Source organism: Variovorax boronicumulans (genome assembly GCF_019352895.1).
Classification (GTDB): domain Bacteria; phylum Pseudomonadota; class Gammaproteobacteria; order Burkholderiales; family Burkholderiaceae_C; genus Variovorax; species Variovorax boronicumulans_A.
On the sequence record NZ_JAAAFX010000004.1, the window covers coordinates 1,683,114 to 1,704,523 of the forward strand.

Genomic DNA, 21,410 nt, shown 5'->3' on the forward strand with positions numbered 1-21,410 from the left:
TGCCGACGGTTATGCAAGAGCCGTAAGAAGCACGCGCCCGCGGCGCCCTGCCCGGCTCAGCGCCGGCCGAAGATCGCCGTGCCGACGCGCACCATCGTGCTGCCCGCGGCGACTGCGGCCTCGAGGTCGGCGCTCATGCCCAGCGACAGCGTGTCGAGTGCCAGGCCGGCGGCGCACAGGGTGTCGTGGACCGCGACCGCGCGCAGGAACAGTTCGCGCTGCACTGCAACATCGGCGCTCGGCTCGGGGATCGCCATGAGCCCGCGCAGCCGCAGCCGGGGCAAGGCGGCGACCGCGCGCGCAAGTTCGAGCGCGGCTTCGGGCGGCACGCCCGACTTGTTGGCGCCGCCGTCGACGTTGACCTGCAGGCAGACCTGCAGCGGTGGCAGGTGGCCCGGCCGCTGGGCCGACAGGCGCTCGGCGATCTTGAGCCGGTCGATGCTGTGCACCCAGTCGAACTGCTCGGCCACCACGCGGGTCTTGTTGCTCTGCAGCGGGCCGATGCAGTGCCATTCGAGCTGCGCGCGCAGGTCGGCCAGCGCCTCGATCTTCTCCACGCCTTCCTGCACGTAGTTCTCGCCGAAGGCCACCTGGCCGGCCGCATGGGCTTCGCGCACGGCCTCCGGTCCGAAGGTCTTCGACACCGCCAGCAGGCGCACCCCGGCCGGGTCGCGGCCGGCGGCAGCGCAGGCCGCTTCCATCCGGTGTTTTACTTGCTGGAGGTCGTCGCCAATCATCGTCATAATCGTCCAAAATCGTATCAAAACGTTCCGACACCCGCCCGAGGAATCCCGTGGACATCACCCAACTGCTGGCATTCAGTGTCAAGAACAAGGCCTCCGACCTGCACCTCTCGTCGGGTCTGCCGCCGATGATCCGCGTGCACGGCGACGTGCGGCGCATCAACGTCGATGCGCTCGACCACAAGGCGGTGCACGCCATGGTGTACGACATCATGAGCGACACGCACCGCAAGCACTACGAAGAGTTCCTCGAAGTCGACTTCTCGTTCGAGATCGACGGCCTGGCACGCTTCCGCGTGAACGCCTTCAACCAGGCGCGCGGGGCGGCCGCGGTGTTCCGGACGATTCCCTCGAAGATCCTCACGCTCGAGCAGCTCAACGCGCCCAAGATTTTCGGCGAACTGGCGCTCAAGCCGCGCGGCCTGGTGCTGGTGACGGGCCCCACGGGCTCGGGCAAGTCGACCACGCTGGCGGCGATGGTCAACTACCTCAACGAGACCGAGTACGGCCACATCCTCACGGTCGAGGACCCGATCGAGTTCGTGCACGAGTCGAAGAAGTGCCTGATCAACCAGCGCGAAGTCGGCCCGATGACGCTGAGCTTCGCCAACGCGCTGCGCTCGGCCCTGCGCGAAGACCCGGACGCGATCCTGGTCGGCGAAATGCGCGACCTGGAAACCATCCGGCTGGCCATGACCGCGGCCGAGACCGGCCACCTGGTGTTCGGCACGCTGCACACCTCGTCGGCCGCCAAGACCATCGACCGGATCATCGACGTGTTCCCGGGCGAGGAAAAGGACATGATCCGCGCCATGCTGTCGGAGTCGCTGCAGGCGGTGATCTCGCAGACCCTGTGCAAGACCAAGGACGGCCAGGGCCGCGTGGCGGCGCACGAGATCATGCTGGGCACCTCGGCGATCCGCAACCTGATCCGCGAGGGCAAGGTGGCGCAGATGTACTCGACGATCCAGACCGGCAGCGGCCAGGGCATGCAGACGCTCGACCAGAACCTGACAGACATGGTGCGGCGTGGGATCATCTCGCCAGCGGAAGCGCGCGGCAAGGCGAAGACGCCCGAGAACTTCCCGGGGTAGGCCCACCCCCGTTTCTCGCGCACTTCGTGTCGCTCGATTCCCCCTCGAGGGGGCGACACCGGCCGCCCGGCCAAGCCGGTTCCGCGGTGTCTCGCGAACAGAGATATAGCCACGGCATTGGCCTGAAACGACAGCAGCAAACCGACAACGGAGCGCCTCATGGAACGCGATCAAGCCAGCCAGTTCATCAACGACCTGCTCAAGCTCATGGTGAGCCGCAACGGCAGCGACCTGTTCATCACGGCCGACTTTCCGCCGGCCATCAAGGTCGACGGCAAGATCACCAAGGTGTCGGGCCAGGCGCTGGGCATGCAGCACACGGTGGCGCTCACGCGCTCGATCATGAACGACCGCCAGGTCGCGGACTTCGAGCGCACCAAGGAGTGCAATTTCGCGATCTCGCCCACCGGCATCGGCCGCTTCCGCGTCAATGCCTTCGTGCAGCAGGGCAAGGTCGGCATGGTGCTGCGGACCATCCCTTCCACGCTGCCGAGCATCGACGGGCTGGGCATGCCGCAGGTGCTCAAGGAAGTGGCGATGACCAAGCGCGGCCTGATGATCCTGGTGGGCGCCACCGGCTCGGGCAAGTCGACCACGCTCGCCGCGATGGTCGACTGGCGCAACGAGAACTCCTACGGCCACATCGTGACGGTCGAGGACCCGATCGAGTTCGTGCATCCGCACAAGAACTGCGTCGTGACGCAGCGTGAAGTGGGCATCGACACCGACAGCTGGGACGCCGCGCTCAAGAACACGCTGCGTCAGGCGCCCGACGTGATCCTGATGGGCGAGATCCGCGACCGCGAGACCATGGAGCACGCGGTGTCCTTTGCCGAGACCGGCCACCTCTGCATGGCCACGCTGCACGCGAACAGCGCGAACCAGGCGCTTGACCGCATCATCAACTTCTTCCCAGAGGAGCGCCGCACCCAGCTGCTGATGGACCTGTCGCTCAACCTGCGCTCGCTGATCTCGCAACGGCTGGTGCCGACCGAAGACGGCCTGGGCCGCGTCGCCGCGGTCGAGGTGCTGCTCAACACGCCGCTGATCTCGGACCTGATCTTCAAGGGCGAGGTCGGCGAGATCAAGGAGATCATGAAGAAGAGCCGCAACCTGGGCATGCAGACCTTCGACCAGGCGCTGTTCGACCTGTTCGAGAACCACGCGATCGGCTTCGAGGACGCGATCCGCAACGCCGACTCGGCCAACGACCTGCGGCTGCAGATCAAGCTCAACAGCCGGCGCGCGCGCTCGACCGACCTGTCGGCCGGCACCGAGCACTTCGCGATCGTCTGAACGCCCGCACCCGCGCAGGGTGCTTGGGCCCTCATCCCGGCGGGCGGCCTCGCGCTTGGGCGACACTCGGGGCCGTGTCTTCCGCCACCACCGCCTGCCGCGTCGAATGGGCCGGCCAACCCCTCGAACTGCTGCCCGAACGCGCACTGTGGTGGCCCGCGCGTGGCCTGCTGTTCGTGGCCGACCTGCACCTGGGCAAGGCCGCGACCTACCGCGCACTGGGCCAGCCGGTTCCCGGCGGCACCACGCAGGAGAACCTGGACCGGCTCGATCGGCTGATCGCGCGCCTGGCGCCCGCGGAGATCGTGTTTCTGGGCGACTTCCTGCATGCAGCCCAGGCCCGCACGCCCGCGCGGCTGGCCGCGCTGCAGGCCTGGCGCGCGACGCACGACCCGGCGCTGCGCCTGACGCTGGTGCGCGGCAACCACGACCAGCGGGCCGGCGATCCGCCGCCAGCGCTCGGCATCGCGGTGGTGAACGAGCCGCACCTGATCGGGCCGTTCGCCTGCTGCCACCATCCGCAGCCGCATCCCACGCATTTCGTGCTGGCCGGGCACCTGCATCCGGCTTGCAGCCTCTACGGACCCGGGCGCGACCGGCTGCGCATGCCCTGCTTCGTGCAGGAGGCGGACCAGGCCATCCTGCCGGCCTTCGGTGAGTTCACAGGCGGCTGGCAGGTGCCGCCGGCGCCGGGACGGCGCTTCTATGGCGTGGCGGGTGCGGCGGTGTGGGCGCTGCCGGCGGCCGCTTAGGGTCCGGTCAGAGCACCACCGGCGCGTCCGGCAGCTCGTTGCGCGCAGCCTCGCCCTCGGCGCGCGGGAAATGCGCGACCAGCAGCGCCGACACTTCCTCCAGCGCCTGCGTGAGCCCGTCCTCGAAGCGGCCGGCCTGGAAGGCCGCGCCCATGGACTGGGTCATGGCGCGCCAGTCTTCGGCGTCCACATGGCGGTCGATGCCGCGGTCGGCCACGATCTCGATCGAATGGTCGGCCAGCAGCAGGTAGATCAGCACGCCGTTGTTGTGCTCGGTGTCCCAGACGCGCAGCTTGCCGAACAGCATCAGCGCACGCTCCCGGGCCGGCGCATCGCGCCAGAGGTAGCTGGCCGGCAGCCCGGCCTCGATGCACAGCCGCACCTCGCCGGTGTGGCGCTGCTCGCTGGCCGTGACGCGCCGGCGCAGTTGCGCCAGCACGTCCGGCGGCAGCACGCGGCGCACGGCCGCCTCGTCGGTCCAGCGATGGCGCCAGAAGCGCCCCAGTGTGGCAAACAAGCCCATCGTCACCAGCCTCCCGAGGCGCCACCGCCACCAAAATTACCGCCACCGCCCGAGCTGAAGCCGCCGCCACCACCCCCGCGGCTGCCGCCCGAGGCGCCACCGCCCCAGCCGCCACCGCCACCGCCACCGAAACCGCCCGGCAGGCCCATGCCCCCGATGGGCAGCGAGCGGGTGAAGGAGCCGGCGACCATCGCCACCAGGCCCGCCACCACCGCGGTGAACAGGCTGGCGGTGATCAGGAAGGCCACCGCGCCGATGCCGCCGCCCAGCACCAGCGTGCCGAGCACCTTGCCGAAGATGCGGCGCACGATCGGTGCCACGATGAAGAAGCCGAAGAACAGGAAGATCCCGAGGTTTTCCCAGTCGATGCCGCCGCCCGACGAGCGCTCGCCGCCGCTGCGGCGCGCCGGCTCGGGCAGCGGTTCGCCATCGACCAGGCCGATGAGCCGGTCGACGGCCGCGTTCAGCCCGCCCGCGAAATCGTTCTGGCGAAAGCGCGGCATCATCTCCTCGTCGATGATGCGGCTGGCCGCGAGGTCGGGCACCGGCCCCTCGAGCGCCTTCGCGACCTCGATGCGCATGCGGCGGTCGTCCTTGGCCACCACCACCAGCAGGCCGTCGCCGACCGCCTTGCGGCCGATCTTCCAGTCGTCGGCCACGCGCTGGGCGTAGCTGGCGATGTCCTCGGGCGCGGTGGTGGGCACCATCAGCAGCACGATCTGCGAGCCCTTGCGCCGCTCGAAGTCGGCCAGCCGGGTCTCGAGGCCCGCGCGCTGGGCGGTGTCGAGCGTGCCGGTCCGGTCGATCACGCGCGCACTCAGCGCGGGCACCGGCTGGAGCTTGGGCGCCGACGCCACGGCAGGCATCTGCGCCAGCGCCGGCCACGCGACGAAGGCCAGCGCCAGCATCAGCCAGCGCCCGCCGTGCGCCAGGAGCCTGTTCATGGGGCGCACCGACCGGCGTTACGGCTTCTTGGGCGCACTGAAGTCCACCGCCGGCGGCACCGAGATCTGCGCTTCGTTCTGCACGCTGAAGTTGGGCTTCGGGTCGTAGCCGAAGATCTTGGCCGTGATCATGGTCGGGAAGCGGCGCGCGAGCACGTTGTAGTCCTGCACGCTCTCGATGTAGCGGTTGCGCGCCACGGTGATGCGGTTCTCGGTCCCTTCCAGCGTCACGCGCAGGTCGCGGAAGGCCTGGTTGGCCTTGAGTTCGGGGTAGCGCTCGGACACCACCATCAGCCGCGACAGCGCCGCCGTGAGTTCGCCCTGCGCCTGCTGGAACTTGGCGAAGGCCTCGGGGTTGTTGAGCGTCTCGGGCGTGACCTGGATCGACGTGGCCTTGGCCCGCGCCTCGATCACCTTGGTCAGCGTGTCCTGCTCGAAGCTCGCCTCGCCCTTGACCGTCGCCACGATGTTGGGCACCAGGTCGGCACGGCGCTGGTACTGGTTGAGCACCTCGCTCCAGGCCGACTTGCTGGCCTCGTCGAGTTCCTGGAAATCGTTGTAGCCGCAGCCGCTCAGGGACACGACCGCGGCAAGGATCAGGAACCAGCGCTTCATCATCATTTGCATTACCTCCGCAGAAGGAGCGGAAGTTAGCATAGGTACGCCCTTTCGCGGCCTGGCGAGTCCCTAGGCGCGCCACTGGCGCAGCAGTTCCGCCGAATCCAGCACCAGCCCCAGGTGCAGCGACACCATCGCGAGTGCCGCGCCTTCCAGGTGCGGGTCGGTGCCGCGCACCAGGTCGCGCAGCACGATCACGCGGTAGTTGTGGTTGTTGGCGTCGAAGGCGGTGTTGAGCACGCAGCAGTCGGTGAAGCCGCCGTTGAGCACCACCGTTTCGATGCGCTGGTTGCGCAGCAGGAAGTCGAGGTCGGTCGGGTAGAAGGCCGAGAGGCGGCGCTTGCTGTCCACGCGCATGTCGCCGGGCTCGACGCGCGTGACCCACTCGGTCCACTTCGAGCCTTCGAGCGCGTGCGCGCCGGCGTTGGGGATCGGGCCCACGTGCAGCGGGAAGGTGCGCCGCCAGGCGGCCGGGATGCCGTTCACGTCGTCCTCGCCGCCGGGCCGCAGCACCGACCTGATGTGCACGATGCGCACGCCCAGCGCGCGCACTTCGTCATGGAAGCCGTCGATGGGCGCCACCACGTCGCGGGCGCGCGGCGCGGGACAGGGACAGTCGGGGTCGTCGTCGAGGTGGCCCCGGTGCATGTCGATCGACACCACGGCCGTCGTGGCCGGGTTCAGGTAGTCGGCGAACTGCGCGGCGTCGAGCTCGCGCGCCTCGTTGTAGACCCAGGCCTTCATCGCCGTTCCTCCCGCACATAGGGTTGGCCCAGCGCGCCGGGCTCGTCGTCGGTGCCGCGGCGCGAGAGCGCGACCCACACCATCACGCCCAGCGTCACCGCATAGGGCGTCATCATCACGAAGTACTGCGGTAGCTGCACGCCGGCCGCGGCCAGCTGCGGGATCAGCGCCTCGATGCAGCCGAACAGCAGCGCACCCACCAGCGCCTTCCACGGCGACCAGCGCGCGAAGATCACCAGGCCCACCGCGATCCAGCCGCGCCCGCCGGTCATGCCCGCGATCCACAGCTTGGTGCTGACCACCGAGATGTAGGCGCCCGCCAGTCCCACCAGCGCCGAGCCCGCGAGCACCGCCGCGAAGCGCCAGGCGGTGACGCGGATGCCGGCGGCATCTGCCGCCTGCGGGTTCTCGCCCACGGCGCGCAGCCGCAGGCCGGTGGAGGTGCGCGCGAAGAACCAGGCCACCGCGCCGAAGATCGGCAGCGTGAGCCACACCATCGCGTTCTGATCGAACAGCTTGCCCACACCCGGCAACATCGACAGCGGCCACAGGCCCATCGCGCCGATGCCCGCGGTCGCGTGGTTGGTCCAGTCGGCCATCGAGCCGACCAGCGCCGTGAGCCCCTGGCAGAAGAACACCAGCGCGAGTCCGGCGATCACCTGGTTCACGCGCAGCCAGATCACCATCACCGCGAACAGCACCGACACGACGCTGGCCGCGAGCATGGCCAGCACCAGCGACACCGCGGGCTGGCCGATGGCGATCTGCGCGCCGATGCCCGCCAGCGCGCCGACCAGCATCAGCCCTTCGGCACCCAGCGCGAGCACGCCCGCGCGCTCGCAGATGATCAGGCCGAGCGCCGCGAGCGCATAGGGCACCGCGAAGTCCGGCGTGCTGGCGAGCCAGTTGAGGATCACGCCGCCGCTCATTGCGCCGCCTCCCCGCCCACGCGGCGCAGCCGGTGTCGAATGAAGAAGTCGCTCGAGGCCACGCACACCACGATGAGGGCCTGGATCAGCTGCACCATCGAGAACGGCACCTGGTAGAACACCTGCAGGCTGCGGCCGGTGACGAACAGCGCCGCCACCAGCAGCGCCACCACCGTGGCGGCCAGCGGGTTGTTGCGCGCGAGAAAGGCGATGAGGATGCCCGAGAAGCCGTAGCCCTGGTAGAAGGCCTGCGTGAGCCGTCCTTCCTGCCCCGCCACCACCGCAAAGCCCGCCAGCCCGGCCATCGCGCCCGACAGCAGCACCGCGCCGTAGATGGTGCGCCGCACCGGCACACCGTTGGCATGCGCGACGCGCGGGTTGGCGTCGACGAAGCGCAGGTACAGACCCGCGCGGCTCACGCTCACCAGCCACCAGGCCAGCAGCGCCACCACGCCCGCGAGCAGGATCGAACTGCCCACGCCGCCGCCCAGTTCGGGCAGCCGCTCGAACGCACGGAACTGCGGCGAATAGGGAAAGTTGTCCTTCGGGTCCTTCCAGCTGCCGTAGACCAGGTGCAGCAGGAAGTTGGCGGCCATGTAGTTGAGCATCAGCGTCGAGATGATCTCGTTCACGCCCAGCTTCAGCTTGAGCCACGCGGGACCCCACACCCACAGCAGGCCGCAGCCGATGGCCGCGACGAACATCAGCGGCAGCCGCAGATTCTCGGGGCCGACTTGCCACATCGAGATCGCGGTCGCGCCGATCGCGCCCCAGACCATCTGGCCTTCGAGCCCGAGGTTCCAGAAGCGCGCGCGGAAGGCGATGGCGCCGGCCAGGCCGACCAGGATCATCGGCGCGGCCTGGAACAGCACGGCGCGGAAGTTCTGGCCGTCGAGGAAGGTCTGGGTGATGAACTCGTTGGCCAGTTCGCCGGCGGGCACGCCGGCCGCCACCAGGATCGCGGCGGAGAGGCCGAAGCCCACCAGCAGCGCGGCCGCGAGGATCAGCGCCTGCCAGCGCCAGGCCATGTGCTGGCGGATCTCGAGCGCGTAGCGACGGCCCGCGAGGGGTTGCGGCGCCGGTGCGGGCGCGGCCTTGGGCGCGTGCGCCATGTCGGCGGAAAGAGACGCTTCAGCCATGGTCCACCATCGCCTGTCCGATCGCCTGCCGGTCGGCGGGCTGCGCGAATTCGCCGGCGATGCGCCCGCGCGTCATCACGCCCACGCGGTCGGCCAGCTGCAGCACCTCGTCGAGGTCCTCGCTGATCAGCAGCACGGCCGCGCCGGCGTCGCGCGCGGCGCGCAGCCGCGCATGCACCTCGGCACTGGCGCGCACGTCGAGGCCGCGGCTGGGGCTGTGGGCCAGCACCAGCGTCGGCGCCTTGCCGAACTCGCGCGCCAGCACCAGCTTCTGTGCGTTGCCGCCCGACAGCAGCGCGGCCTTCTGCGCCACCGAGCGCACGCCCTGCACGTCGAAGGCGCGCACGGCGTCCTGCGTGTCGCGCTGGATCAGCTGGCGGCGCAGCCGCCACACCGGGCCGTAGCGGCCGGTATGGACGCGGCCGATGGCGTAGTTCTCGGCCACCGACAGGCCGCCCGCGAGCGCGAGCCCGTAGCGGTCGGCCGGAATCGCGGCGATGCCGATGCCGCGCCGCGCGGAGGCGGCCAGGGTCTTCAGGTCGCCATGGCCTTCGAGCCGGATCTCGCCTTCGGTGGCTTCGCCCGGCAGCCCCATGATCGCGCCCGCGAGTTCGCCCTGCCCGTTGCCGCCCACGCCGGCCAGGCCGTAGATCTCGCCCGCGTGCAGTTCGAGTTCGACGCCGTCGAGCACCCGCCGGCCTTCGGGTGAAGCGGGCGTGCGCAGCCCGCGCACCGACAGGCGCACCGCACCGCGCGCCGCCTTCGCCGGCTGGAAGCCCGCGGCCGCGACCGACTCGCCCACCGTGAGCTTCACCAGTTCGGCGACCGAGGCCTGGTCGGGCTGCAAGGTGGCCACCGTGCGGCCGCCGCGCATCACCGTCACGCGGTCGGCATAGGTCTTCACGTCGGCCATCTTGTGCGTGACCAGCACCACGGCGGCGCCCTGGCGCGCCAGGCCCTGCACCGTCTGCAGCAGGCGCGCGGCCTCCTGGTCGGTCAGCACCGCGGTGGGCTCGTCGAGGATCAGGATGCGCGCGCCCGCGAGCAGCACCTTGAGGATCTCGACGCGCTGCTGCTCGGCGATCGACAGCGCATCGACGCGCTTCGTCGGATCGATGTCGAAGCCCAGCTCCGCGGCCTTGTCGCGGATGGCGCGCTCGATCGCGCGCAGCCGCTCGCCATGGCGCTGGTACGCGGCCGGCGGCGGCGCGGTGAGCAGGATGTTCTGCGCCACCGTGAACGGCCGCACCAGCTTGAAGTGCTGGTGGACCATGCCGATGCGGTGCTTCGCCGCATCGCGCGGGCCCGCGAAGCGCACCGCGTTGTCGTCCACCAGCAGCTGGCCGGCTTCGGGCGCATAGAGCCCGGCCGCGATGTTCATCAGCGAGGACTTGCCCGCGCCGTTCTCGCCCAGCAGGGCATGCACCTCGCCCCAGCGCGCGGCGAAGTGGGCGTCGGTCAGCGCCGCGAAGCCGTCGAAGGACTTGCGGATGCCGGTGAGTTCGAGCGCGTTGGGCATGGCTTACTTCTGCGTGACCACGCCCTTGACGAACCAGTCCATCTTCCACAGCTCGGCATCGGACAGCACCGCGCCCTTGGCCACGCGCTCCTTGCCGTCGCGGTCGGCCAGCGGGCCGGCGTAGACCTGCTTGCCCTTGAGGATCGCCTCGCGCTCGGCGCTGATGAGCGCGGCCTTGTCCTTGGGCACGGCCGGGCCGAAGCCCGCGATGTCGGTGCCGCCGTCCTTCATCTCGATGAAGGCGCCGTATTGCGCGGGCTTCCAGCCGCCCGCGATGACCTTCTTGAGCTCGGGCACGAGGAAGCGGTCCCACACCCACACCGACGAGCACAGCGTGGCCTTGGGCGCGAACTGGCGCAGGTCGCGGTGGTGGCCGGTGCCGTACACGCCGCGCTCCTGCGCGACGATCTGCGGCGTCGGGCTGTCGACGTGCTGGCCGATCACGTCGGCGCCCTGGTCGATCAGCGCGGCGGCGGCGGCGCGCTCCTTGATGGGGTCGTTCCAGGCGCCGGTGTAGATCACGTTGACGGTCGCGTTCGGGTTCACCTTCTGCGCGCCCAGCGCGAAGGCGTTGACGGTCCAGTTCACCACGCCGAAGGGGTTGGCCGCCACGAAGCCCAGCTTGCCGGTCTTCGAGGCCGCGCCGGCCGCCATGCCGCACAGGTACTGGCTCTCGTAGGTGCGGCCGTAGAAGGACTCGAGGTTGGCGCCGTTGGTGGTGCCCGAGCCGTTGAGGAAGGCCACGTCGGGGTACTTGGCCGCCAGGTCCTTGAAGCTGTCGGAGTAGCCGAAGGCGGTGCCGATCACGATGTTGGCGCCGCGCTGGATGAACTTCTCGGCCGCGGGCTTGATGGCGGACGCGTCTTCGGGCACGTTCTCGACGAACTGGATCTTCTGGCCGAGCTCCTTCTCGATCTTCACCCGCGCCTCGTCGAAGGCCTGGGTCCAGCCGCCGTCGTTCTTCGGGCCGAAGTAGAGCATCGCGATCTTCGGCTTGTCCTTGAGCGTGAAGCCGTCGGCGGCCGCGGCGGGCAGCGTGGTGAAGACGGCGCCGCCGGCCACGAGGCCCATCGCGAGGCCCAGGCCGGGAGTGAGGGTGCGCAACTGCATGGAACTACCTTTGGAGAGAGGCTGGGAGGAAGGGAAGGAAAAGACCGGTGCAGCGCGCGTCACATCATGAAGTTGATGCGGAACACATTGCCTTCGGGGTCGAGCAGCACCGACTGGTACCAGTGGTAGTAGGTGACGTAGGGCGCCTTGACCAGCGTGGCGCCGGCCTCCAGCGCGACAGGCACCATCCGGTCGACCTCGGCCTGGCTGTCGACGTCGATGTTCAGCAGGAACTTGACGCCGCGCGTGTCGGAGAACTCGGCCAGGTGCAGCAGCTCATAGGCGTCGAGCGCGTTGAAGCCCAGGCTGGACTTGCCGGTGTCCAGCCCGCGGAAGATCGGCGAGCGGATCGCCTCGATCTCGGCGAAGCCGAACACGCGCTGGTAGAAGCCGCTGAGCGCGACCACGTCCTTGGCGAAGACGTTGACGTAGGAAAGATGCGCCATGGCGTCAGGCCGTCACCTTGGTGCCGCCGAAAGTCGTCTGCTTGACGAACTTGGAGGTCAGGTGGTCGCCCGAGCTGATCGGCGCGTACTTGGGCTGTTCGCCCGGCGCGAGGCAGCTGGGCAGGCACTCGACCATCGCGTCGTAGTTGGGCTGGTGGAAGAACACCAGCGACTGGCGGCGGTTGGTGCTCGCCACCTCGAAGGGCGGGTTGGTCACGCGGTGCAGCGTGGAGACCCACTGGTCGTTGGTCCACTGCATCATCAGGTCGGCGATGTTCACCACCAGCCCGCCCTCGACCTGCGGCACGTCGACCCACTGGCCGGCCTTGTTGAACACCTGCAGGCCCTTGTCGTCGGGCAGCACGATGGTGAGGCTGCCGTAGTCGCTGTGCGCGCCCGCGCGCAGCTGCCCCGGCAAGGGCTGCTCGCGCTGCGGCGGGTAGCTCAGCACGCGGAACATGCTGATGTGCGCGTCGATCTTGTCGTCGAAGAAGGTCTCGGGCAGCGAGAGGCCGAGCGCGAAGATGCGCATCAGCGAGCGCGAGAGATCGCTCATGGCCTCGAAGTACGCCTCGTAGGCTTCGCGGAAGCCCTCGATGGGCGGCCAGCTGTTGGGCTCGAAGTGCGGGCCGGCGGCGGGGCCGCGGTGGTAGTCGTCGTCGGGCACGTTCGACGGGCCGATCGAGAACGACTCCTTGAGGTCGCCGGGCGCCACCTCCTCGAGGCTGTACGAGAGGCCTTCCTCGCCGACCGCGCTGTAGCCGCGCACCGCGTCTTCGCGCGGCCGGTCGACCTTGCGCTTCTCGGCCAGCGGCAGCTCGAAGAACCGGCGCGAGAGCGAGGACACGCGCTCGATCAGCCCCGGCGCGATGCCGTGGTGGGTGATGACGAGAAAGCCGATGCTTCGGCAGGCCTCGTCGACTTGTCTCGCGACCGCCGACTTGCCTTCGGCGCTGCCCTCGAAGTAGGGCGCGAGATCGATGATGGGAACGGACAACAGGGTCATGGCGACTTCCTCATGGACGCATTCATTCAGGGGACTGGCACGCCTTTCGCCATGCAACGTCTGTGCCAGTTGGACCAAATGGACAAATCGCTTTTTCCGCGTCAGGCTGGTGCACCGCGGGGCCCTCCGCCGGCCTCGCATGACGCAAGTCGATGCACCGCGGCCTTACAGTGGTGCGTGCTTCGCGCATCGACGCGGATGACGACGAAGAAAAGAGAACAGAGAGGAAAGATGCCGAAGACCAAGGCGCTGGCCGCAGCCAGCAGCAACACCGAGCCCCCCGCGGCGCGCAAGCGCGCCAAGCCGGCGGTGCGCAGCCCGTCGTCCGTGAGCCGGCGGCTGCGCCAGATCGAGGACAAGCGCAGCGCGATCCTCGGCGCGGCGCTAGGGCTGTTCTCGCGCTTCGGCCTGCACGGCACCTCGATCGACCAGGTGGCGGCGCGCGCCGACGTGTCGAAGAGCAACCTGCTCTACTACTTCGCCAACAAGGAGGAGCTCTACGTCAACGTGCTGCGCGACCTGCTCGCGCTGTGGCTCGAACCGCTGCGCGGCTTCAGCGCCGAGCAGGACCCGGCCGAGGCCATCGGCGGCTACATCCGGCGCAAGCTGGTGGTGTCGCGCGACCGGCCCGACGCGTCGCGGTTGTTCTGCCTGGAAATGATCCAGGGCGCACCGCTGCTGCGCGACGAGCTGGACCGCGAGCTGCGCGCGCTGGTGGAGAAGAAGTCGGAAGTGATCCGCGCCTGGATCGAGGCCGGCAAGCTGGCGCCCGTCGATGCGCACCATCTGATCTTCGCGCTGTGGGCGGTAACGCAGCACTACGCCGATTTCGCCGTGCAGGTGCAGGCACTGACGGGGCGCACGCTGGAAGATGCAGCCTTCTTCGAGCAGACGGTGGAGAACGTGCAGCGCATCGTGCTGCAGGGCATCGCGCCGCGTTGAGACTTTCCTTGCTCCCTCCCCCGCTGAGGGAGGGCCGGGGTGGGGGCCGGCGGCGCATCCATAGAGCGCCTGCCCCCATCCCAGCCTTCCCCCAGCGGGGGAAGGAGCAATTCAGTGCTGCGCCGGCGCCGCAATCTCGTGGTACCGCCGGTCGAAGTAGATCAAGCCCTGTGCCGCCCCCCCGATCGCGATCGCCACCGCCTCGCAGAACAGCACGTCATGCGTGCCCGCGCTCGTCGCATGCACCACGCGGCAGTCGAAGGACACGGCCGCGTCCTCGAGCATCGGCGAGCCGGTGGTCTTGGGGTGCCAGCGGCCGGCGGCGAAGCGTTCGTCCATCGGCGTCTTGCCGCCGAACAGTGCGGACAGCGCCTGGTGCCCCGCGGCCAGCACGTTCACGCACAGCACGCCGTTGGCCCTGAACGCCGGGTACACCGAAGCCGATCGGTTCAGGCACACCAGCAGCGTCGGCGGCTCGTCGGTCACGCTGCACACGGCCGAGGCGGTGAAGCCGGCGCGGCCCGCCGGGCCGTCGGTGGTGATGATGTTCACCGCCGCGCCCAGGCGCGCCATCGCGTTGCGGTAGTCGGCCTTGGGCAGGCCGGGCGGCAGGCCGGCGGGGTTCGGCGAAGAAGCATGGGAGGCCATGGCGTTGAGCATGGGAAGGACTCGTTCAGGCCAGCATGCAGGCTTCGTCGAAGGGCAGGCGCGGCAGGCGCCCGAACACCTTCGACGCGTCGCCGTGGCCGAGGTTGATGAGGAAGTTGACGGTCCAGTCGCTGCCCTCGAAGAAGGCGGCATCGACCTTGGCCTTGTCGAAACCCGACATCGGGCCCGCGTCGAGGCCCACCGCGCGTGCGGCCAGCAGCAGGTAGCCGGCCTGCAGGCTCGCGTTGCGGAAAGCCGTCTCGTGTGCGGCCTCGGGGCTGCCGGTGAACCAGCTGCGCGCATCGGCGTGCGGGAACAAGGTGGGCAGCTGGTCGTAGAACCTGCGGTCCCAGGCGGCGATCACGGTGACGGGCGCGCGCAGGGTCTTGTCCAGGTTGCCCTTGGACAGCGCGGGCGCCAGGCGCTGCTTGCCCTCGGGCGTGCGCACGAACACGAAGCGCGCGGGCGAACAGTTGGCCGAGGTCGGGCCCAGGCTCGCGAGCGCATAGACCTGCTGCAGTTGCGCGTCGGTGACGGGTTCGTCGGTCCAGCCGTTGTGGCTGCGTGCGGCGGTGAAGAGCTGCGCGAGCGCGGCGTCGTCGAGTGTGGAAGGGGTGGTCATGCGGGAACGGCGGATGCGCTGACCCGCGAGAGGAAGGCCAGCAGGGTGCTGTTGAAGGCGTTGGCCTCGGTCACGCTGTGCGCGTGGCCGCCGTGCGCCATGAGGTTGAGCGTGGCGTTCGGCAATCCGTCGGCCAGGCGCTGCGAGCAGGTCCAGGGCACGAGCACGTCGTCCTTGGCGGCCGCCACCAGCGTGGGCGCGGCGATGCCGGCCAGGCGCGCATCGATGTCGAAGGCGCGCAGCGCGGCGATGCGCGCGCGCATGTTGGCCTCGCCCGGGAAATGGGCGAAGGCGTGGTCGACCTCGTCCTGCACGCGCTTCGCATGCGCGGCAGCCCACGCGGCGGGGTAGAGGAAGATCGGCTGCGCTTCCACGTAGGCACGCGGGCCGACGGCGCCCAGCAGCGCGAGCCGTGCCTCGAAGCAGCGCGCCGAATGCGGGTTGGGCCTGGACCAGGCATTGACGAGCACCAGGCTGGCCACACGCGACGGTGCATCGAGCGCGAGCTGCAACCCGACCAGGCCGCCCAGTGCATGGCCCGCGAAGTGGCATTGCGCGGTGCGGGTGGCGTCGAGGATCTCCAGCACGTCGCGCGCCATGTCCTCGATCGCGTAGGCCGCGGGCAGGGCCGCGGGGCTGCGGCCGGTGCCGCGCTGGTCGTAGGCGATCACGCGGTGGCCGGCCGCGATCAGCGCGCCCAGCTGCGGCTGCCAGAAGCCGGCCGAGCCACCGAGGCCCGAGGACAGCAGCACCGTCGATGCCGCATCGACGGGGCCATGCACTTCGAAATGCAGCGAAGACATGCGCATCAGCCCTTCTTTCCGATGTGCGCGGTCGAGGCGATCTCGACCAGCGCGTCAGGCTTCACCAGCCCGCACTGGATGCAGTAGCGCGCGGGCTTGGTGCCGGGAAAGAACGCGGCGTACACCGTGTTGATCTTCGCGTAGTCGGCCCAGTCCCTGAGCATGATCTGGTTGAAGGTCACGTCGTCCATGGTGCCGCCGGCGGCCTCGACCACGCTCTGGATGAGGGTGAGCACATGGCGCGTCTGCGCGGCCGCGTCGCCCACGTGCACCACGTTGTTGTCCTTGTCGAAGGGCAGCGTGCCCGAGACGTAGAGCACGCCGTCGGCGAGCGTGCCCGGGACGTAGGGGGCGAGCGGCACGCCGGTGCCGGGCGGGATGATGGCTTGCTTGGGCATGGGGAACTCCTTGGAAGTGAATCAGGCAATGGCGGCTTCGGCCGTGACGTTTCGAGGAACTGAGTGGGGCGCGAAGGTGCTGCAGAACTGGTCCACCGTGGCGACCCAGCCGAAGAAGGTCTCGACGTTGTAGACGGCGGCTTTCTGGATGGCCGGCCCGCCGAGTTCGTGCGTGGCGTCTTCCAGCATCACGGCGAAGTACTCGAGATGGAAGGCATCGCGCAGCGTCGACTCCACACAGACGTTGGTGGCGATGCCGGTGAACACCAGGTGCCGGATGCCGCGCGCGCGCAGCGTGCTGTCGAGCGTGCTGTTGAAGAAGCCGCTGTAGCGCGTCTTGGGCACCACGATGTCGCCGGCCTGCGGCTTCATCTCTTCGATGAGTTCGTAGTCCCAGCCGCCCTTGGCGAGGAACTTGCCCTGCAGTTCGGGCTTGGCGCGCATGGTCTTGAGCGCGTTCGACTTGTGCCAGTTGGGTGAGCCGGGGCCCCCGGCTTCCACATACGACGCGTCCCAGCCGTTCTGCAGGAAGACGACCAGCATGCCGGCCGCGCGCGCGGCAGTGATGGCGCGCACGATGTTGGCGATGGTGCCCTGCGCGCCGGAGATATCGAAGCCGGCAGAGTCGACGTAGCCGCCGATCGAGGCATAGGCGTTCTGCATGTCGACGACGACGAGGGCGGTGTCGCTGGCATGCAGCGCGAGCGGCTCGGGGCGTGCGGGCAGCACCACGGGCGCGGGTGCACCGGGCAGGCGCGGGGCGCCGACGGGCGTGGTCGAGGTGAGGGTGGCGTTGCGTGCGGGTGCGGTCATGAGGGCGCGCTCCTGTTCAGGCCGCGAGGCGCTCGGGTTCGACCTGCGAAGGCACCGGGCTTTGCACATGCACGCGGCTCTTCATCAACGGCTGGATGCGCTCGCCGAAGGCCTCGACGCCCAGCAGGAAGTCGTCGAAGGTCAGCAGCACGCCCTCGGTGCCGGGTACCTCGGCCACTTCGTCGAGCATGCGCGCCACGCTGGCGTAGGAACCCACCAGCGTGCCCATGTTGATGTTCACGGCCGAGGTCGGGTCGGCCATCTGGCGCACGTTGGTGTCCGCGCCGGACTTGGTGTCGACCGCGCCCTGCTGCCCCAGCCAGGCGATGGCCTCGTGGTCGGCGCCGGCCTTGTAGTGCTCCCACTTGGCGCGCGCGGCCTCGTCGCTCTCGTCGGCGATCACCATCATCAGCACGTAGGTCGTGACGTGGCGGCCGGTCTTGGCGGTGGCCTCGATGAGCTTCTGGGCCGCCGGTGCGAAGGCCTCGGGCGTGTTCACGCCCTTGCCGAAGCAGAAGTTGTAGTCGGCGTGGGTGGCGGAGAAGTCCATGCCCGCGTCGCTCTGGCCCGCGCAGATCACCTTCATGTCGGCCTGCGGCTGCGGGCTCATGCGGCAATCGTCCATCTGGAAGTGCTCGCCCTTGAAGTCGGACTGGCCGGTGCCCCAGAGGTCGCGCAGCACCTGGATGTATTCGCTGAGGTACGCGTAGCGCGTGCCGAAGAACTGGTCGCCCGGCCACATGCCCATCTGCGAGTACTCGGGCCGCTGCCAGCCGGTGACGAGGTTCAGGCCGAAGCGGCCGTCGGAGATGGAGTCGATGGTGGCCGACATGCGCGCCACGATGGCCGGCGGCATCACCAGCGAGGCGGCCGTGGCGAACAGCTTGATCTTGCTGGTGACGGCCGCGAGGCCGGCCATGAGCGTGAACGACTCCAGGTTGTGGTCCCAGAACTCGGTCTTGCCGCCGAAGCCGCGCAGCTTGATCATGGACAGCGCGAAGTCCACGCCGTAGCGCTCGGCCTTCAGCGTGATCTCCTTGTTGAGCGCGAAGCTGGGTTTGTACTGGGGCGCGTTTTCGGACAGCAGCCAGCCGTTATTGCCGATGGGGATGAAGATGCCGACGTTCATGGAAGGACTCCTGTTGCGAGATGGCGAAGCTCCTTGCATGCGCCGTGCCAACCAGATAAGTCCTTATCGATCAATGACTTGCAAAAAAAATCCGTTGATGTTTTGTCCATTTGGTCCAAAGTGGAGCAGACGATCCATGCGGATTGCGGCAGCACGGTGCGGGCCGGGCCAAAGCGGTGCAGTGCCGCGGTCACGGACGGCGCGGCAGAATCACGCCATGCCCAAGACCCCACTCCGCGCCGCCGCGGCCATCGGCGGCACCGCCGACGACGTCGAAGCCGCCTTCTACGAAGCGCTGCAGCGCGGCGACATCGATGCGCTGATGGGCTGCTGGTCGGACGACGACGAGGTGTTCTGCGTGCACCCGGGCGGCCCCCGGCTGGTGGGCCCGGTCGCGATCCGCGCGGCCTTCGAGCAGATGTTCGGCCACGGCGCGATCCATGTCCGGCCGGCGCGCGTGCGCAAGGTCGAGTCGCTGGCCAGCGCGGTGCACAACGTGCTCGAACGCATCGAGGTGATCACGGCCGAGGGCCCGCAGCATGCCTTCGTGCTGGCCACCAACGTCTATCACAAGACCGCCCAGGGCTGGCGCCTGGTGGCCCACCACGCCAGCCCGGGCAGCGCGCGCGAGCCCGACGAAGACGACACCGCTCGCCAGACGCTGCACTGAGGCCGGTCGTGAACGCCATGCAGACCTACCGTGCGCCGCACTGGTTGCCCGGCGGCAACCTGCAGACCATCTGGCCGGCGCTCTGGGCGCGCCGCGTGGACGGCGCGCCGCCGGTCTACCGGCGCGAGCGCTGGACCACGCCGGACGGCGATTTCGTCGACGTCGACCGCATCGACGCCGCCGACCCGGCCGCGCCGCTGCTGGTGCTGTTCCACGGCCTCGAGGGGTCCTCCCGCAGCCACTACGCCGAGGCTTTCGCGGATTTCGCTGCCACGCGCGGCTGGGCCTTCGCGGTGCCGCACTTCCGCGGCTGCAGCGGCGAGATCAACCTGGCGCCACGCGCCTACCACTCGGGCGATTTCGAGGAGATCGGCTGGATGCTCGAGCGCTGCGCCGCGGGGCGCCCGCCCGGCGCGCCGGTGGTGGCGGCCGGCGTCTCGCTGGGCGGCAACGCGCTCTTGCGCTGGGCCGAGGAAGCCGGCGCCACGGCCCGGCACACCGTGCGCGCCGTGGCCGCGGTCTCGGCGCCGGTGGACCTGGCGGCCGGCGGCGCCGCGATCGGCCGCGGCTTCAACCGGCTGGTCTACACGCGCATGTTCCTCTCGACCATGAAGCCCAAGGCGCTGGCCAAGCTAGCCCAGCACCCGGGCCTGTTCGACCGCGACGCGCTGATGGCGGCCGGCGACCTGCGCGGCTTCGACAACGTCTTCACCGCGCCGCTGCACGGCTTCAGGGACACCGACGACTACTGGGGCCGCGGATCGGCCAAGCCCCACCTGCACGCGATCCGCGTGCCGACGCTGGTGGTGAACGCGCTCAACGACCCTTTTGTGCCCGCGGCAAGCCTGCCCCGGCCCGACGAAGCCGGCCGCCACGTCACGCTGTGGCAACCCGCGCACGGCGGCCACGTCGGTTTCCCGCTGGGCCTGCCCCCCGGTCACGTGCGCGGCATGCCCGAGCGCGTGGGCGGCTGGCTGGCGCAGCATCTGCCGAGCTGAACGAGGCACGTGCCCCGTTCCTTCCAGGACCGCCGCCCCGGTTTTTTTCAGGGCCATCGCGGAACCGGCTTCGCCGGGCCGCAGATGGCGCCCCCGGTAGGGGGAGGGAGAAGCGACACGAAGTGGCGCGGAGCCTGGGGGCGAGCAAAATAGCTCTATGGATGACATCGTCAAACAGGCCCTCGCGAAGTGGCCCAACGTCCCGCACTGCCACGGCTGGCTCGGCCTCGACGCACGCGGCAACTGGTACATGCGGGACGACCGCACGCAGGCCGAAGGCCCCTTTCCCGCCGCCAAGGGCTCGCTGCTGCGACACGACAAGCTGATCGACTTCATCCAGCGCAACTACGAGGCCGATGAGGCCGGCCAGTGGTTCTTCCAGAACGGCCCGCAGCGCGTCTACGTCGAGCTCGAGGCCGCGCCCTGGATCTGGCGCATCGGCGACGACTTCTCGGTGCGCAGCCACGCCGGCACGCCCACCACGCACGGTCAGCCATTGCTCGACGAGGACGGCAAGCTCTACCTGGCGACGCCGCTGGGGCTGGGCCTGGTGCACACGCAGGACATGGGCCTGGCGGCCGACGCCCTCGAGCAGGGCCTGTGGCCGCAGCCGGAGCCGGTGCAGGCGGACGCCCTGCCCGCCCGCTTCGGCCATGTGCTGAGCCCGGCGGAACGGCACGCCACGGCGGCCTGAACCGCGCCCCAAAGAAAAAGCCGGCACGGGGCCGGCTTCGTTCAGACAGGCGTCGAAGACGCCCGGGTCTTTTTCTCTTACTTGCTCGCGGCGGCGACCGGCGCGGAGGCCGCGCCATCGGCAGCCGGTGCGGCACCGTCCGCGGGGGCAGCGCCAGCGGCCGGACGGTCGGGCACCGCGAACTTCGCGCCGCCTGCGTTGGCCATGTAGACCACGGCACGGCCGATTTCGAGGTCCTCGAAATCGCCGCCACCTTGAGGCGGCATCGCGCCCTTGCCCTTGAGCGCGTGCTCGAGCAGCGTGGCGTAACCCTGGCCGATGCGCGGGCCCCAGGCCGCGGCGTCGTTCAGGTGGGGTGCACCCGGAATGCCGGGCGCGCCGTGGCAGGCGATGCACTGGGCCTTGAACACGACCTCGCCGGCGGCCAGCGCGCGGTTGGCATCACGGATCTCGATCGAGCCGACCTTCTTCAGGCGGTCGGCCACTTCGCGGTCGCGCGTGTCCTGCGACACGCCGTAGAGCGACATGTTGTCGCCCTTCGCCGCACCCGAGGGCCGGTTGTCGGAGACCACATAGGACACGAGTCCGACGATGATCGCAATGGGGGCGATGAACGAGAAAAAGACCGCCAGCAGCAGTTGTTTCGGGTTCTTGATGGGGCCGGTGTGGGCTTCTTCTGTGGCCTGGTAGTGCGGGTCTGCGCTCATGGCGTCCTCAAAATCGGGGGCTTCTCGGGGGGTCGGGCGAAATCAACCCGCGATTATAGGGAAGCCCCCAGAGATCGACGGACTGTGTTGCCCATCGTGGTGCAGGCATGGCAGGGACGCGGC

General features: G+C 69.5%; 25 protein-coding genes. 7 read left to right on the forward strand and 18 right to left on the reverse strand.

Features of this window, described 5'->3' with window-relative positions:
- Positions 1-56: 56 nt before the first annotated feature.
- Entirely contained in the window at positions 57-743 is a 687-nt protein-coding gene (locus K0H49_RS09340) for a YggS family pyridoxal phosphate-dependent enzyme (RefSeq protein ID WP_219211427.1), read from the reverse strand.
- 50 nt (positions 744-793) lie between these two features.
- Here K0H49_RS09340 and K0H49_RS09345 point away from each other — a divergent pair, with 50 nt between their 5' ends.
- From K0H49_RS09345 to pdeM, 3 genes are all read left to right on the forward strand, one after another.
- Positions 794-1,837, forward strand: a complete 1,044-nt coding sequence (locus K0H49_RS09345) for a type IV pilus twitching motility protein PilT (protein WP_219211429.1) — start codon at positions 794-796, stop codon at positions 1,835-1,837.
- A gap of 159 nt (positions 1,838-1,996) precedes the next feature.
- A complete protein-coding gene (locus tag K0H49_RS09350; RefSeq protein WP_219211431.1) occupies positions 1,997-3,133 on the forward strand; it encodes a PilT/PilU family type 4a pilus ATPase in 1,137 nt (378 codons plus the stop codon).
- Positions 3,134-3,207: 74 nt separating this feature from the next.
- Positions 3,208-3,885, forward strand: a complete 678-nt coding sequence (gene pdeM / locus K0H49_RS09355) for a ligase-associated DNA damage response endonuclease PdeM (protein WP_219211433.1) — start codon at positions 3,208-3,210, stop codon at positions 3,883-3,885.
- A 7-nt stretch (positions 3,886-3,892) separates the two neighbouring features.
- Here the strand turns inward: pdeM and K0H49_RS09360 are convergent, their stop codons facing one another.
- The 10 genes from K0H49_RS09360 to K0H49_RS09405 form a co-directional block, all read right to left on the reverse strand.
- On the reverse strand, positions 3,893-4,408 hold the full coding sequence (locus tag K0H49_RS09360; RefSeq protein ID WP_219211436.1) for a TPM domain-containing protein: 516 nt from the start codon (positions 4,406-4,408) through the stop codon (positions 3,893-3,895).
- Positions 4,409-4,410: 2 nt separating this feature from the next.
- Positions 4,411-5,352: a TPM domain-containing protein gene (locus K0H49_RS09365; protein ID WP_374122327.1), complete on the reverse strand. Its 942-nt coding sequence runs from the start codon at positions 5,350-5,352 to the stop codon at positions 4,411-4,413.
- An 18-nt stretch (positions 5,353-5,370) separates the two neighbouring features.
- Positions 5,371-5,973 carry a LemA family protein gene (locus K0H49_RS09370; RefSeq protein WP_219211438.1) on the reverse strand — a complete coding sequence of 201 codons (603 nt, stop codon included), beginning with the start codon at positions 5,971-5,973 and terminating at the stop codon, positions 5,371-5,373.
- A 66-nt stretch (positions 5,974-6,039) separates the two neighbouring features.
- Positions 6,040-6,714 (reverse strand): cysteine hydrolase family protein, encoded by a 675-nt coding sequence (locus K0H49_RS09375; RefSeq protein WP_219211440.1) that lies wholly within the window; start codon positions 6,712-6,714, stop codon positions 6,040-6,042.
- Positions 6,711-7,643 (reverse strand): ABC transporter permease, encoded by a 933-nt coding sequence (locus tag K0H49_RS09380; protein ID WP_219211441.1) that lies wholly within the window; start codon positions 7,641-7,643, stop codon positions 6,711-6,713. The genes K0H49_RS09375 and K0H49_RS09380 overlap by 4 nt, the downstream gene beginning before the upstream one ends.
- Positions 7,640-8,782, reverse strand: a complete 1,143-nt coding sequence (locus K0H49_RS09385; RefSeq protein WP_219211442.1) for an ABC transporter permease — start codon at positions 8,780-8,782, stop codon at positions 7,640-7,642. Before K0H49_RS09385 ends, K0H49_RS09380 begins: the two co-directional genes overlap by 4 nt.
- Positions 8,775-10,301 carry an ABC transporter ATP-binding protein gene (locus K0H49_RS09390; RefSeq protein WP_219211443.1) on the reverse strand — a complete coding sequence of 509 codons (1,527 nt, stop codon included), beginning with the start codon at positions 10,299-10,301 and terminating at the stop codon, positions 8,775-8,777. Before K0H49_RS09390 ends, K0H49_RS09385 begins: the two co-directional genes overlap by 8 nt.
- Before the next feature lie 3 nt (positions 10,302-10,304).
- Complete coding sequence (locus tag K0H49_RS09395; protein ID WP_219211444.1) at positions 10,305-11,411, reverse strand: BMP family ABC transporter substrate-binding protein; 1,107 nt, start codon at positions 11,409-11,411, stop codon at positions 10,305-10,307.
- A gap of 59 nt (positions 11,412-11,470) precedes the next feature.
- Complete coding sequence (locus K0H49_RS09400; RefSeq protein WP_219211445.1) at positions 11,471-11,857, reverse strand: VOC family protein; 387 nt, start codon at positions 11,855-11,857, stop codon at positions 11,471-11,473.
- 4 nt (positions 11,858-11,861) lie between these two features.
- The gene (locus tag K0H49_RS09405; RefSeq protein ID WP_219211446.1) at positions 11,862-12,863 is read right to left on the reverse strand and encodes an isopenicillin N synthase family dioxygenase; all 1,002 of its coding nucleotides are present in this window, start codon (positions 12,861-12,863) and stop codon (positions 11,862-11,864) included.
- A 231-nt stretch (positions 12,864-13,094) separates the two neighbouring features.
- On the opposite strand from K0H49_RS09405, the gene rutR reads away from it, so the two are divergent.
- Entirely contained in the window at positions 13,095-13,805 is a 711-nt protein-coding gene (gene rutR / locus K0H49_RS09410) for an HTH-type transcriptional regulator RutR (RefSeq protein ID WP_219211447.1), read from the forward strand.
- A 111-nt stretch (positions 13,806-13,916) separates the two neighbouring features.
- Here rutR and rutF read toward each other — a convergent pair whose 3' ends face one another.
- From rutF to rutA, 6 genes are read right to left on the reverse strand one after another with little or no spacing between them, the layout of a single operon-like run.
- On the reverse strand, positions 13,917-14,465 hold the full coding sequence (rutF, locus tag K0H49_RS09415) for an NADH-dependent FMN reductase RutF (protein WP_219211449.1): 549 nt from the start codon (positions 14,463-14,465) through the stop codon (positions 13,917-13,919).
- Between the two features lie 13 nt (positions 14,466-14,478).
- Positions 14,479-15,075: a malonic semialdehyde reductase gene (locus K0H49_RS09420; protein WP_219211451.1), complete on the reverse strand. Its 597-nt coding sequence runs from the start codon at positions 15,073-15,075 to the stop codon at positions 14,479-14,481.
- On the reverse strand, positions 15,072-15,878 hold the full coding sequence (gene rutD, locus K0H49_RS09425) for a pyrimidine utilization protein D (RefSeq protein ID WP_219211461.1): 807 nt from the start codon (positions 15,876-15,878) through the stop codon (positions 15,072-15,074). The genes K0H49_RS09420 and rutD overlap by 4 nt, the downstream gene beginning before the upstream one ends.
- A 5-nt stretch (positions 15,879-15,883) precedes the next feature.
- Positions 15,884-16,276, reverse strand: a complete 393-nt coding sequence (gene rutC, locus K0H49_RS09430) for a pyrimidine utilization protein C (RefSeq protein ID WP_219211463.1) — start codon at positions 16,274-16,276, stop codon at positions 15,884-15,886.
- A 21-nt stretch (positions 16,277-16,297) separates the two neighbouring features.
- Positions 16,298-17,089 (reverse strand): pyrimidine utilization protein B, encoded by a 792-nt coding sequence (gene rutB, locus K0H49_RS09435; RefSeq protein WP_257624642.1) that lies wholly within the window; start codon positions 17,087-17,089, stop codon positions 16,298-16,300.
- Positions 17,090-17,105: 16 nt separating this feature from the next.
- Positions 17,106-18,218 (reverse strand): pyrimidine utilization protein A, encoded by a 1,113-nt coding sequence (rutA, locus tag K0H49_RS09440; protein WP_219211464.1) that lies wholly within the window; start codon positions 18,216-18,218, stop codon positions 17,106-17,108.
- A 217-nt stretch (positions 18,219-18,435) separates the two neighbouring features.
- Here rutA and K0H49_RS09445 point away from each other — a divergent pair, with 217 nt between their 5' ends.
- From K0H49_RS09445 to K0H49_RS09455, 3 genes are all read left to right on the forward strand, one after another.
- Positions 18,436-18,888 (forward strand): YybH family protein, encoded by a 453-nt coding sequence (locus K0H49_RS09445; protein WP_219211465.1) that lies wholly within the window; start codon positions 18,436-18,438, stop codon positions 18,886-18,888.
- A 17-nt stretch (positions 18,889-18,905) separates the two neighbouring features.
- The gene (locus K0H49_RS09450) at positions 18,906-19,886 is read left to right on the forward strand and encodes a YheT family hydrolase (RefSeq protein ID WP_219213174.1); all 981 of its coding nucleotides are present in this window, start codon (positions 18,906-18,908) and stop codon (positions 19,884-19,886) included.
- A 157-nt stretch (positions 19,887-20,043) separates the two neighbouring features.
- The gene (locus K0H49_RS09455; protein WP_219211466.1) at positions 20,044-20,580 is read left to right on the forward strand and encodes a DUF2946 family protein; all 537 of its coding nucleotides are present in this window, start codon (positions 20,044-20,046) and stop codon (positions 20,578-20,580) included.
- 77 nt (positions 20,581-20,657) lie between these two features.
- Here the strand turns inward: K0H49_RS09455 and K0H49_RS09460 are convergent, their stop codons facing one another.
- Positions 20,658-21,287, reverse strand: coding sequence for a c-type cytochrome (locus tag K0H49_RS09460; protein ID WP_219211467.1), 630 nt, complete (start codon positions 21,285-21,287; stop codon positions 20,658-20,660).
- Positions 21,288-21,410: the final 123 nt, after the last annotated feature.